Source organism: Cupriavidus laharis, from assembly GCF_914271435.1.
Classification (GTDB): Bacteria; Pseudomonadota; Gammaproteobacteria; order Burkholderiales; family Burkholderiaceae; genus Cupriavidus; species Cupriavidus laharis.
Genome location: NZ_CAJZAI010000020.1, coordinates 18,493 through 30,803 on the forward strand (window position 1 = coordinate 18,493; position 12,311 = coordinate 30,803).

Annotated in this window: 12 protein-coding genes; 11 read left to right on the top strand and 1 reads right to left on the bottom strand. The window is 66.7% G+C overall.

What is annotated here, in order from left to right:
* Positions 1-2 precede the first annotated feature (2 nt).
* From LDO29_RS24985 to LDO29_RS25030, 10 genes are all read left to right on the top strand, one after another.
* Entirely contained in the window at positions 3-671 is a 669-nt protein-coding gene (locus LDO29_RS24985; RefSeq protein WP_224082433.1) for a ubiquinone biosynthesis accessory factor UbiJ, read from the top strand.
* An 81-nt stretch (positions 672-752) separates the two neighbouring features.
* On the top strand, positions 753-2,330 hold the full coding sequence (ubiB, locus tag LDO29_RS24990) for a ubiquinone biosynthesis regulatory protein kinase UbiB (protein ID WP_224082434.1): 1,578 nt from the start codon (positions 753-755) through the stop codon (positions 2,328-2,330).
* Between the two features lie 17 nt (positions 2,331-2,347).
* On the top strand, positions 2,348-2,974 hold the full coding sequence (locus tag LDO29_RS24995) for a methyltransferase domain-containing protein (protein WP_224082435.1): 627 nt from the start codon (positions 2,348-2,350) through the stop codon (positions 2,972-2,974).
* A 312-nt stretch (positions 2,975-3,286) separates the two neighbouring features.
* On the top strand, positions 3,287-4,723 hold the full coding sequence (locus LDO29_RS25000; RefSeq protein ID WP_224082436.1) for a sodium:solute symporter family protein: 1,437 nt from the start codon (positions 3,287-3,289) through the stop codon (positions 4,721-4,723).
* 195 nt (positions 4,724-4,918) lie between these two features.
* Entirely contained in the window at positions 4,919-5,248 is a 330-nt protein-coding gene (locus tag LDO29_RS25005; RefSeq protein WP_224082437.1) for an FmdB family zinc ribbon protein, read from the top strand.
* A gap of 13 nt (positions 5,249-5,261) precedes the next feature.
* Complete coding sequence (locus tag LDO29_RS25010) at positions 5,262-5,999, top strand: DUF502 domain-containing protein (protein WP_224082438.1); 738 nt, start codon at positions 5,262-5,264, stop codon at positions 5,997-5,999.
* A 46-nt stretch (positions 6,000-6,045) separates the two neighbouring features.
* Positions 6,046-7,854: an aspartate--tRNA ligase gene (gene aspS, locus LDO29_RS25015; RefSeq protein ID WP_224082439.1), complete on the top strand. Its 1,809-nt coding sequence runs from the start codon at positions 6,046-6,048 to the stop codon at positions 7,852-7,854.
* Between the two features lie 204 nt (positions 7,855-8,058).
* Positions 8,059-8,952, top strand: coding sequence for a hypothetical protein (locus LDO29_RS25020; protein WP_224082440.1), 894 nt, complete (start codon positions 8,059-8,061; stop codon positions 8,950-8,952).
* 81 nt (positions 8,953-9,033) lie between these two features.
* Positions 9,034-9,504, top strand: a complete 471-nt coding sequence (gene nudB / locus LDO29_RS25025) for a dihydroneopterin triphosphate diphosphatase (protein WP_224082441.1) — start codon at positions 9,034-9,036, stop codon at positions 9,502-9,504.
* Positions 9,504-10,277, top strand: a complete 774-nt coding sequence (locus LDO29_RS25030) for an endonuclease/exonuclease/phosphatase family protein (RefSeq protein WP_224082442.1) — start codon at positions 9,504-9,506, stop codon at positions 10,275-10,277. The genes nudB and LDO29_RS25030 overlap by 1 nt, the downstream gene beginning before the upstream one ends.
* Here LDO29_RS25030 and mobB read toward each other — a convergent pair.
* Positions 10,274-10,795 (bottom strand): molybdopterin-guanine dinucleotide biosynthesis protein B, encoded by a 522-nt coding sequence (mobB, locus tag LDO29_RS25035; protein ID WP_224082443.1) that lies wholly within the window; start codon positions 10,793-10,795, stop codon positions 10,274-10,276. The genes LDO29_RS25030 and mobB overlap by 4 nt on opposite strands.
* Before the next feature lie 90 nt (positions 10,796-10,885).
* Here mobB and clsB point away from each other — a divergent pair, with 90 nt between their 5' ends.
* Complete coding sequence (clsB, locus tag LDO29_RS25040; protein ID WP_224082444.1) at positions 10,886-12,214, top strand: cardiolipin synthase ClsB; 1,329 nt, start codon at positions 10,886-10,888, stop codon at positions 12,212-12,214.
* Positions 12,215-12,311 lie beyond the last annotated feature (97 nt).

Consider the following 12,311-nt stretch of genomic DNA (forward strand, 5'->3'; position numbering starts at 1 on the left):
CCATGAATCCTCTGCCTTCCGCCCTGGCCGCGCCCGCCGTTGCCGCGCTGAACCACCTGCTCGAACAGGAGCCCTGGGCCCGCGGCCTGCTGGCGCCGTTCGCCGGCCGCGTGGTCCGCTTCGACGCCGCCGCGTTCGCGCTGTCGCTGCGGGTGACCGAGGATGGCGCCACCGAGCTGGCACCCGCGGCCGAAGCGCCGGCAGTCACGCTGCTCGTGCCCCTGCAGCAATGGCCGCTCGTCGCTGCCGACGTGGCGGACGGCGGCCAGGCTGCGGCGATGCGCCATGTGCGCATCGAGGGCGATGCCGAGCTGGCCAACACGGTTTCGATGCTCGCGCGCAACCTGCGCTGGGACGCGGCCGAGGACCTGTCGCGCGCGTTCCGCGGAATCCTGGGCGGGCCGGTCAGCGACAGCCTGGCCCAGCGCATGGTCGACGGTGCGCGCCAGGTGCATGAGCAGGCCACGCGCGTGGGCCGCACGCTGGTGGATAACGTTACCGAATACCTGCTGGACGAAAAGCGGACGCTGGTGCGCCACGTAGCGCTGGATGATTTCGGTACCGATGTGGGCCGCCTGCGCGATGACCTTGCCCGCCTGGAGAAACGCCTGGAGCGGCTGGAGCGCACCCGCCCCGCCGCCCCGACGGCGCTGCCGTCCGCCCATCGCTGATCGCGCCGCCGGCATGACGCCCACTTTTGCTGCGGCCCGCACCGCGCAGCGCCACCGTTCCCTGAATACCAATACCGCCGCATGACCCGCCTTCTGCGCCTCGGCAAGATCCTCTTCGTCATCCTGTACTACGGCCTGGACGAGCTCGTGCTCTCCGGCTTCCAGAACCGCAAGATCCGCTTCCTGGTCCGCGTCATGACCATCGGGCGCAAGCTGGACATGCCGCGCGGCGAACGCCTGCGGCTCGCGCTGACCAAGCTGGGGCCGATCTTCGTCAAGTTCGGCCAGGTGTTGTCCACCCGGCGCGACCTGATGCCGCCGGACATTGCCGACGAGCTGGCCATGCTGCAGGATCAGGTGCCGCCGTTCGATTCGGTGGTCGCCGTGAAGATCATCGAGCGTTCGCTGGGTCGGCGGCTCGACGATCTCTTCGAAACTTTCGAGCACCAGCCCGTGGCGAGCGCGTCGATCGCGCAGGTGCACTTCGCCACGCTCAAGGGCGGCCCCAGCCACGGCCGCGAGGTCGCGGTGAAGGTGCTGCGCCCGGGCATGCTCCCGGTGATCGACAGCGACCTGGCGCTGATGCGCGACATGGCCACCTGGCTGGAACGCTTCTGGGCCGACGGCAAGCGCCTGAAGCCGCGCGAAGTCGTGGCCGAGTTCGACAAGTACCTGCACGACGAACTGGACCTGATGATCGAGGCGGCCAACGCCAGCCAGCTCCGCCGCAATTTCGCCGACACCAGCCTGCTGCTGGTGCCCGAGGTGTTCTGGGACTGGTGCAGCAGCACGGTGTTCGTGATGGAGCGCATGCACGGCATCCCGATCTCGCGCACCGAATCGCTCAAGGCCGCCGGCGTCGACATGCACCAGCTCGCGGAAGAGGGCGTGGAGATCTTCTTCACGCAGGTGTTCCGCGACGGCTTCTTCCATGCCGACATGCACCCCGGCAATATCCTGGTGTCGGTGCAGCCCGAGACCTTCGGCCGCTACATCGCGCTGGACTTCGGCATCGTCGGTGCGCTGTCCGAGTTCGACAAGAACTATCTCGCGCAGAACTTCATCGCCTTCTTCCGCCGCGACTACCACCGCGTGGCGCTGCTGCACGTGGAATCCGGCTGGGTGCCGCCCGATACGCGCGTGGAGGAGCTGGAAAGCGCGGTGCGCGCCTGCTGCGAGCCGTACTTCGACAAGCCGCTCAAGGAAATCTCCCTCGGCATGGTGCTGATGCGCCTGTTCCAGACCTCGCGCCGCTTCAACGTCGAGATCCAGCCGCAACTGGTGCTGCTGCAGAAGACGCTGCTCAATATCGAAGGCCTGGGCCGCCAGCTAGATCCGGACCTGGACCTGTGGAAAACGGCGAAGCCCTTCCTCGAACGCTGGATGCACGAGCAGGTGGGCTGGAAGGGCGCGTGGGAACGGATCAAGGTCGAGGCGCCGCTGTGGGCCAAGATGCTGCCCGACTTCCCGCGCCTGGCGCACCAGTTCCTGGAGCGGCGCGCGCTGAATACCAATGGCGAGCAGGAACGGCTGCTGGCCATGCTGGTGACCGAGCAGCGCCGTACCAACCGGCTGGTCGGCACCGCGCTGCTGCTGGTGGGCGGCTTTATCGCCGGCATCGTGCTGACGCATATGCTGGCCTGGGCCGGCTACTGGTAGAACGAAGGAGACACGATATGACCCCCGCCGACAAGGCACCGGCGCCGCCGGAGTTCAGTACTCGCAACGCGGCGGATCCGGCATTCTGGGACGAACGCTTCGAACAGGGCTTCACGCCCTGGGACCTGCATGGCGTGCCCGCCGAGTTCCAGCAGTTCATTGCTGGCAACCAGCCATGCCCGACGCTGGTGCCCGGCTGCGGCAACGGCTGGGAAGCGGGCTGGCTGTTCGAGCGTGGCTGGCCGGTTACGGCCATCGACTTTTCGCCGCAAGCGGTCGCCTCGGCCCGCCGCGCGCTGGGTCCGGCCGGCACGATCGTGCGCGAAGCGGATTTCTTCGCCTTCACACCGGAGCCGCGCTGCGAGCTGATCTACGAGCGCGCTTTTCTTTGTGCACTGCCGCCGATACTGCGCGAAGCCTACGGCGAGCGCGTGGCGGCATTGCTGCCGCCCGGCGGCCTGCTGGCCGGCTATTTTTTCCTGGGCGACAAGCGCGGCGGGCCGCCGTTCGCCATGCCCGCATCCGACCTCGATGACTTGCTCGGACCCGCTTTCGAGCGTATCGAGGACCGTCCTTCCGCCGCGCCGCTGCAGGTTTTTGAGGGGCAGGAGCGCTGGCAGGTCTGGCGCCGGCGGACGGACTGAGCGGCAGCACGGGTTTGCGCCGGAACAACGGCAGCCGGGCCCGACAGTGCCGGTCGCGATGCACGACCCTGGCGATTTGCCACCCGTCGGGAATTTTTTTCTTCCGCGAAGGTCTCCGTCGCTATAATCCGCGTTTTGATTCGGCTACGACCGCAGGCCAAGTGCGCCATCCCGCTCAGGGACAGGCGTCCCAATGCCCCTCAAGCGGCCCCGACCGATGAATTGGACTCCGGGCAGGCAGGCGCAAGACATAGCAGCCGGCCCGGCATTCGGTTTTTCGCCACAAGGGCAATTTCTGCATAGGGCAGCGGCATGCTGATCTGGTTCGTCATCATCTACTGGGTAATCTCGGTCGGCATCGGCCTGTGGGCGGCGCTGCGCGTGCGCAACACCACCGATTTCGCCGTCGCCGGTCGCAGCCTGCCGTTCTACGTCGTCACCGCCACCGTCTTCGCCACCTGGTTCGGTTCCGAAACCGTGCTGGGCATCCCCGCGGTATTCCTGAAAGAGGGCCTGTCAGGGGTCGTGTCCGACCCGTTCGGCTCGTCGCTGTGCCTGATCCTGGTGGGCCTGTTCTTCGCGCGTCCGCTGTACCGCATGAACCTGCTTACCATCGGCGACTACTACCACAACCGCTACGGGCGGCTGGCCGAGGTGCTGACCACGCTGTGCATCGTGGTGTCGTACCTGGGCTGGGTCGCGGCGCAGATCAAGGCGCTCGGGCTGGTGTTCTATACGGTCTCTGACGGCGCGCTGTCGCAAGAGGCCGGCATGATGATCGGCGCGGCCAGCGTGCTGGTGTACACCCTGTTCGGCGGCATGTGGTCGGTCGCCGTGACGGATTTCATCCAGATGATCATCATCGTGGTCGGCATGCTCTATATCGGCTACGAAGTCAGCGGCCAGGCCGGCGGCGTGGCGGCGGTGGTGTCGCATGCGGCGGCGGCCGGCAAGTTCGAGTTCCTGCCTTCGCTGGACCTGGTGCAGATCATCGGGTTTTCCGCGGCGCTGTTCACCATGATGCTGGGCTCGATTCCACAGCAGGATGTGTTCCAGCGCGTGACGTCGTCACGGACCGAGCACATCGCCGGGCGCGCGTCCGTGCTTGGCGGCGTGCTGTATTTCTTCTTTGCCTTCATTCCGATGTTCCTGGCCTACTCGGCCACGCTGATCGATCCGGACATGGTGGCGAAATACATCAATTCGGATTCCCAGCTGATCCTGCCCAGCCTGATCCTGCAGCATGCACCGATGTTCGCGCAGGTGATGTTCTTCGGCGCGCTGCTGTCGGCCATCAAGAGTTGCGCCTCGGCTACGCTGCTGGCGCCGTCGGTGACCTTTGCCGAGAACATCCTGCGGCCGTATTTCCGCCATCTCGATGACAAGCAGTTCCTGCGCGTGATGCAGACGGTCGTGCTGGTGTTCACGGGCACCGTGACCCTGTTCGCGCTGAATTCGCACCTTTCGATCTTTCATATGGTCGAAAATGCCTACAAAGTCACGCTGGTGTCCTCATTCGTGCCGCTCGCCTTCGGCATGTTCTGGAAACCGGCCACGCGCCAGGGCGGCCTGGCGGCCATCCTGCTGGGCCTTGCGTCCTGGCTGACCTGCGAAGTCGCCTTTGCCGATGCGATGATGCCGCCACAGATGGTCGGCCTGCTGTTCTCGATCGGCGGCATGGTGGTCGGTTCGCTGCTGCCGCAGTGGATTGCGGATCACGCGCCGGTCAAGGAAGTGCATATCGCCTGATTGCCGTCCGGGGGGACGGCTCCCCCGATCCAACGATCCTGGCCCCGGCTGGCCAGGTGTGTCGCTTTGTGCCCGCATTTCCGCCCGTCAGGCAACCCCATAAAGGTTTATAATTCAAAGCTTTGCATCGTCGTGCGCGGTCGCGCGGGCGGTGCCCGCACTGTTCCGATCCAGATTTTTCGCGAAAGACACACCATGCCGATCTATGCCTACCGTTGCGACGCCTGCGGCCACGGGCGCGATGTGCTGCAGAAAATGAGCGATGCCCCGCTCACCGACTGCCCGTCCTGCGGCGCTGCCGGGACCTTCAAGAAGCAGCTTACCGCGGCCGGCTTCCAGCTCAAGGGTTCGGGCTGGTACGTGACCGATTTCCGCGGCGGCAGCGGTGGCACCAGCGCCACGGCATCGTCGGGCACGGCTGCTGGCGCCGCGGCGGCGTCGACCGAATCTTCGGCCAGCACGTCGGACAGCACCACGTCGGCAGCGCCCGCGGGCGGTTGCGGCAGCGCCTGCGCCTGCCACTGATCGCAGGACGGCCGTGGTCGCAAAGAAAACTTCCGCGCTGAAGACCTGGTTCCTGACCGGGCTGCTGGTGCTCGTGCCGCTGGGCATTACGCTGTGGGTGCTCAGCCTGATCATCGGCACCATGGACCAGAGCCTGGCGCTGCTGCCGGAAGCCTGGCGGCCGGACCAGCTCCTGTTCGGCAAGCGGGTGACGGGCCTTGGCGCCATCCTGACGCTGCTGTTCATCCTGCTGGTCGGGCTGCTCGCGCACAACTTCATCGGCCAGCGCCTGGTGCGCTGGTGGGAAGCGCTGCTGGGCCATATCCCGGTGGTGGGCCCGATCTACACCAGCGTCAAGCAGGTGTCCGACACGCTGCTGTCGTCGTCGGGCAATGCGTTTCGCAAGGCGCTGCTGGTGCAGTATCCGCGTGAAGGCTCGTGGACCATCGCCTTCCTGACCGGGCGTCCAGGCGGCGACGTGCAGAACCACCTGCAGGGCGAGTACGTCAGCGTCTACGTGCCGACCACGCCCAACCCGACCTCGGGCTTCTTCCTGATGATGCCCAAGGCCGACACCATCGAACTCGACATGACCGTCGATGCCGCGCTCAAGTACATCGTTTCGATGGGCGTGGTGGCACCGGCGGAACTGCCCCGCAAGAACGGCGGCCCGAGCCGCCCGGCGGATCCCGTCGGCCCTGCCGTTGCCCCTGCCTCCGTGGCCGGGCGCGAGGCCGAGGCCGAGACGGCCGATCCTTCGCATACCAATTGATCACGGGCCGCCCGGCGGGCGGCTGCGTATTACCGGGAAATCTCCTATGTCTTCCATGCGTACTCACTACTGCGGTCTGGTGACCGAACAACTCTCGGGCCAGGAAGTGGCCCTGACCGGCTGGGTCCAGCGCCGCCGCGACCATGGCGGCGTGATCTTCATCGACCTGCGCGACCGCGAAGGCCTGGTGCAGGTGGTGTGCGACCCGGACCGCCCGGAGATGTTCAAGGCCGCGGAAGAGATCCGCAACGAGTACTGCATCCGCATCACCGGCAAGGTGCGTCCGCGCCCGGCCGGCACCGAGAATGCCAACCTGACCTCGGGCAAGATCGAGGTGCTGTGCCATGAGCTGACCGTGCTGAACCCGTCGGTCACGCCTCCGTTCCAGCTCGACGACGACAACCTGTCGGAAACCACGCGCCTCACGCATCGCGTGCTGGACCTGCGCCGCCCGCAGATGCAGTACAACCTGCGCCTGCGCTACAAGGTGGCGATGGAAGTGCGGAAGTACCTGGACGCGCAAGGCTTCATCGACATCGAAACCCCAATGCTCGGCAAGAGCACGCCCGAAGGCGCGCGTGACTACCTCGTGCCGTCGCGCGTGAACCCGGGCCACTTCTTCGCGCTGCCGCAGTCCCCGCAGATCTTCAAGCAGATGCTGATGGTGTCGGGCTTCGACCGCTACTACCAGATCACCAAGTGCTTCCGCGACGAAGACCTGCGCGCCGACCGCCAGCCGGAATTCACGCAGATCGACTGCGAGACCTCGTTCCTGACCGAGCAGGAGATCCGTGACCTGTTCGAGGACATGATGCGCGTGGTGTTCAAGAACGCCATCGATGTCGACCTGGACGCCAAGTTTCCCGTGATGGAGTTCCGAGAAGCCATGGCCCGCTTCGGCTCGGACAAGCCGGACCTGCGCGTGAAGCTGGAATTCACCGAGCTGACCGACGTGATGAAGGACGTCGACTTCAAGGTATTCTCGGGCCCCGCAAACAGCGACAGCGGCCGCGTGGTCGGCCTGCGCGTGCCGGGCGGCAGCGCGATTTCGCGCGGCGAGATCGATGCCTACACCCAGTTCGTCGGCATCTACGGCGCCAAGGGGCTGGCCTGGGTCAAGGTCAACGAAGTGGCCAAGGGCCGTGACGGCCTGCAATCGCCGATCGTCAAGAACCTGCATGACGCGGCGATTGCCGAGATCCTGAAGCGCACCGGCGCCCAGGACGGCGACATCATCTTCTTCGGTGCCGACAAGGCCAAGGTGGTCAACGACTCCATCGGCGCGCTGCGCCTGAAGATCGGCCACTCGGAGTTCGGCAAGGCCAGCGGCCTGTTCGAGGACGCCTGGAAGCCGCTGTGGGTGATCGACTTCCCGATGTTCGAGTACGACGAGGAAGACGCCCGCTGGGTCGCCATGCACCACCCGTTCACGAGCCCCAAGGACGAGCATATGGAGTACCTGGAGACCGATCCGGGCAAGTGCATCGCCAAGGCCTACGACATGGTGCTGAACGGCTGGGAAATGGGCGGCGGCTCGGTCCGTATCTACCGTTCGGATATCCAGAGCAAGGTGTTCCGCGCGCTGAAGATCAACGACGAAGAGGCGCGTGCCAAGTTCGGCTACCTGCTTGATGCGCTGCAATATGGCGCGCCCCCGCACGGCGGCCTGGCGTTCGGCCTGGACCGTATCGTCACCATGATGGCCGGTGCCGATTCGATCCGCGACGTGATCGCCTTTCCGAAGACCCAGCGCGCCCAGGACCTGCTGACGCAGGCGCCGAGCGCGGTCGACGAGAAGCAGCTGCGCGAGCTGCATATCCGCCTGCGCGCCGCCGAGCCGAAGACCACGGTCTGAGCCGGACAGTCCTGAGCTACAAAAAGCCGCGCCTTGTGCGCGGTTTTTTCGTTTCCGGTCCCAAGTGATTCCCGCGCTGGCTGCGCGCCGAAGTTTCCATTTGTTACTGGCCGGAACATGGCCCCGGATGGCAATGTCTCTTTCTATCTTAGGCGCTGACCGAGCCCCCGCCTTGAGGTGGCCGGCGCGCGGGAGGAATATGACGTGAACCTGGACACAGACCTGATCCGCCAGTTCTTGCTGGCGCATGCCGAAACGATCCTGACCTGGCTAGTTGCCGGCCTGGTGATGATGCTGCTCGCACGCTTCGAACTGCGCCGCGCGGTACGCAAGTCGGCGCAGGCCATGTCGGAATCGGTGGCGACGACCGTGGCGGCCTGTGTGCCCGACGTTGCCCACGCCGCCGCGCAGGCGACCAGCGGCGTGCCGGCCGTGGAGCCGGTCGCATCGCAGCGCGCCGAAGCCCTGCGGCGCGTGGCGCTGGACACCGTTGCCGCCGTGATGGCGCGCGGCCGCTGGCTCGATGAACTGGGCAACCTGCGGTTGCCCGACGACGCCTTGCTGACCGGTCAGCGCGCCGCCGGGGCCGACCCGCTGCTGGTGGTGGCACCGCAGCCCGTGGTGCAGGCCTACTTGTTCGCGCAGCGTACCTTCGAGGAAGAGGCCGCGCGCGTGCAGGACAGCCGGCGCGGCGCCCAGCGCCAGCAGGACGCCCTCCATGCACTGGAAGCCGAAGCTGCCCAGGTCGAGCAGGAGACGGCCAGCATCGTGCTGCGCTTCGAACAGGTGAATGCCCAGTCGGCGCAGGGCGGGGAAGCCGGCGACTACCAGCGCTTCCTGATTCAGAAATACAACACGCTGGGCCAGCGCGAGAAGGAAATCGTCCAGCAGCGAGGCACGCTGCGCGAGCAGGCGCAGGCCAGTGCCGAAGACCTGGCTTTCCAGGCGCGCGAAGCCGCGCAGCGCTACCGGGAATCGCTCGCGCCGCTCATGCAGCAGCTGCGCGAGGCCTGGGGGCATGGCGACGCACCCGATGTCTTCGACACCTGGCTGCGCACCGACCCGATGCATGCCGAGGCACAACGCGACGCGGCCTGACGGCCTGGATACGGCGGGGCATTCGCGTGGCAAGCGGGCGCGGCTGCGCTATCCTACTGGGTGTCCATCGGACCCTGTTCCATGCCCTACAAGATTCCTGAATCCGTGCTGGTCGTGATCTACACGCCAGATCTCCAAGTGCTGTTGCTGGAACGCGCCGACCGGCCGGGCTTCTGGCAGTCCGTGACGGGCAGCCTGGATACCCTTGACGAGCCCCTGTCGCTGACCGCCGCGCGGGAAGTGTTCGAAGAGACCGGCATCATCGCCGGCGAACACCAGCTCACCGACTGGCAGCACACCATCCAGTACGACATTTACCCGCAGTGGCGCCACCGGTATGCGGCGGGCGTCACGCGCAATACCGAGCATTGGTTCGGCCTGTGTGTATCCGGGCCGCTCCCCGTGACGCTGGCGCCGCGCGAGCACCTGCAGTCGCAATGGCTGCCATGGGAGGCGGCGGCGCAGCAGTGCTTTTCCAGCAGCAACGCGGAGGCAGTGCGCCAACTGGCCTGGCGCGCCGCAGGCAGGCCAGCCGTCTGTGGAGCTGGCTGATGAAGCTGCGAGTCGTCACCTACAACATCCACAAGGGCGTGACCGGCATCTCGCGCCGCCCGCGCATCCAGAACGTGCGCGCCGGGCTGCAGGCCATGGACGCCGATATCGTGTTCCTGCAGGAAGTGCAGGACCGCAACGACCGCCTGGTCGCCGCGGCACTGTTCGATCCGGATCACACGCAGCTGAACTACCTGGCCACCGACGCGTACCCGCACTCCGTGTACGGGCGCAACGCCGTCTACGACCATGGCCACCACGGCAACGCGATCCTGTCGCGCCATCCGATCCTGATGTCGGAGAACCTCGATATCTCCGACCACCGCTTCGAGCAGCGCGGCCTGCTGCACGCGGTGGCCGACGTGAATGGCGTGGAAGCCCATCTTATCTGCGTGCATTTCGGCTTGTTCGCGCGCAGCCGCGCCCGGCAGGCCGAGGCGCTGGTCGAGCGCGTGCGCAACGTCGTGCCGCTTTCGGCGCCACTGGTGATCGCCGGCGATTTCAACGACTGGAACCACCGGCTCGACGCGCAGATCTGCAACACGCTGGGCGCAGTGGAAGCGTCGCATGCGCGCGGGGCACGTCTGCACACCTTTCCGAGCCATATGCCGTGGTGGCAGCTCGACCGCATCTATGTGCGCGGCTTCGAGATCGAACGGGCGCATGCGCTGACCGGACGCGACTGGGCGCAGCGCTCCGACCATGTGCCACTGGTGGCGGAGCTGGCGCAAAGCGCCAACAACGACAGCGCGGCCGCCGGCAAGGCTGCCTAGCTGTTCCCGGTCTCCTCCAGCCGGCTGCGGATGAAGTGGAAGATGGCGTCGGGATCGGCCAGGTCCAGCACCTGCAAGGACGTCATCTGCGCCACTACCGCCGGCGCATCGGTGGCAACGGCGACCACGCCGGGCACCTCATTCCATAGCGGCGCACGCCCCAGCGACGGGCGGAAGACTTCCAGTTTCGGGAAATCGCTGCGCTTGTAGCCTTCCACCAGGACGAGGTCGGTATCCGCTGGCAGCACGGCCAGCGCGTCGTCGAGCTCGGGCGATGGGATGTCCTCGGGATAGTGGCGCATCAGCGTCATGTGGCGCGCGCCGACCAGCACCACGTTGCTGCAGCCGCCCTCGCGCATGCGCCACGAGTCCTTTCCCGGCGTGTCGGGGTCGAAGCCATGGTGCGTATGCTTGATGCCGTTGACCCGCATGCCGCTGGCGACGAAGCGCGGGATCAGCGCGTCCAGGAGCGTGGTCTTGCCGCTGCCGGACGAGCCGGTGATGCCGAATACCTTCACGGTGCTATCCCTTGGTGCCTGAGTGCATCGACGATAGCAGAGATGCGCCGCACCATGTGCAGATGGCGCCGTGTGTCCCATAATCGCGTCATGTCACGGATATCCGACACCGACAAGCTGACCGCCACGCGTGCCACTGCCGTGGCGCATGTTGCGGCGCGGGATGACGGCGCCGGCACGGCCGCGCGTGCGGGACGGCGGCGCCTGCTTCGCTGGGCCGGACGGCACAGCAAGCCCGTGGGCGGCAACCAGGTGCGCCTGCTGAGCGGAGGGCGCGATTTCTTCCCGGCGCTGATCGAGGCTATCGACGCGGCGGCCTTCCAGGTCATCGTGGAAACCTATATCTACGCCGATGACGAAGTCGGGCGCGCCGTGAGCGATGCGCTGATCCGCGCGGCGGCGCGTGGCGTATCGGTACGGCTCACGGTGGACGGCTTCGGTGCCGGCGATATGTCAGCCGAACTCACGCAGCGCTTGCGCGATGGCGGCGTGCAGCTGCGTGTCTACCGCGTCCTGCACGGCTTCCGGCTGGCGCGCCGGCATCTGCGCCGCCTGCACCGCAAGCTGGCGGTGATCGACCGGCGCGTGGCGTTCGTGGGCGGCATCAACATCATCGACGACTACAACCATGGGCCCTTCGAGCAGGAAGGGCTCGGGGCCCGCTACGACTTCGCCGTGGAAGTGCGGGGGCCGCTGGTGGACCGCATCGCGTTGACCGCCGAACGCCTCTGGTGGCGCCTGTCGCTACGCGGCGAACTGCGCGGCGTCGGCCTGGCCGGCGCCGCGGCGGGCTACCCGCTCGTCACCGACCTGCCGCCGCGGCACGAGGCCGAGGGCAGCGTGCTGGCGGCGCTGCTGCTGCGCGACAACCTGCGCAACCGCCGCACCATCGAACGGGAATACCTGCGCGCGCTGGGCGTGGCGCGTGACGACGTGATCCTGGCTAACGCGTATTTCCTGCCTGGGCACAAGGTGCGGCGCGCGCTGCTGGCCTGCCGCGCGCGCGGCGTACGGGTACGATTGCTGTTGCAGGGCCGCGTCGAATACCGGTTGCAGCATTTCGCCACGCACGCGCTGTATGCCAGCTTGCTGGACGCCGGCGTGGAGATCTACGAGTACGCCGAAAGCTTCCTGCATGCCAAGGTGGGCGTGGTGGACCAGACCTGGGCCACGGTCGGGTCGAGCAATATGGACCCCTTCAGCCTTCTGCTCGCCCGCGAAGCCAACGTCTGCGTTTATGATCCGGCCTTCGCCGCGGAACTGCGCGCGGAACTGGAGTGCGCCATCGCGCAGCGCAGCGTGCGGGTCATGCCGGAAGCCCATGCGCGGCGCTCGACGCTGCGACGCGTGGCGAACTGGGCGGCGTATATGGTGTTGCGTCTTGGCGTCGTCATCGCCGGCGTGACGGGGCGCTACTGAGGCAACGCGCGGATATTGCCACGCAGCATGGCGCTGGCGGCGTGGCTTGTGGCAGCAGGCGGCGTGTTGATGTTGCAACGCAGCCTGTTTAGAAACG

Coding starts and splice junctions, on each gene's coding strand:
- LDO29_RS25030 (WP_224082442.1), top strand. CDS start 9,504: ATGAAGCTGCGAGTCGTCACCTACAACATCCACAAGGGCGTGACCGGC.
- clsB (WP_224082444.1), top strand. CDS start 10,886: ATGTCACGGATATCCGACACCGACAAGCTGACCGCCACGCGTGCCACT.
- LDO29_RS25005 (WP_224082437.1), top strand. CDS start 4,919: ATGCCGATCTATGCCTACCGTTGCGACGCCTGCGGCCACGGGCGCGAT.
- LDO29_RS25000 (WP_224082436.1), top strand. CDS start 3,287: ATGCTGATCTGGTTCGTCATCATCTACTGGGTAATCTCGGTCGGCATC.
- LDO29_RS24995 (WP_224082435.1), top strand. CDS start 2,348: ATGACCCCCGCCGACAAGGCACCGGCGCCGCCGGAGTTCAGTACTCGC.
- nudB (WP_224082441.1), top strand. CDS start 9,034: ATGCCCTACAAGATTCCTGAATCCGTGCTGGTCGTGATCTACACGCCA.
- ubiB (WP_224082434.1), top strand. CDS start 753: ATGACCCGCCTTCTGCGCCTCGGCAAGATCCTCTTCGTCATCCTGTAC.
- aspS (WP_224082439.1), top strand. CDS start 6,046: ATGTCTTCCATGCGTACTCACTACTGCGGTCTGGTGACCGAACAACTC.
- LDO29_RS24985 (WP_224082433.1), top strand. CDS start 3: ATGAATCCTCTGCCTTCCGCCCTGGCCGCGCCCGCCGTTGCCGCGCTG.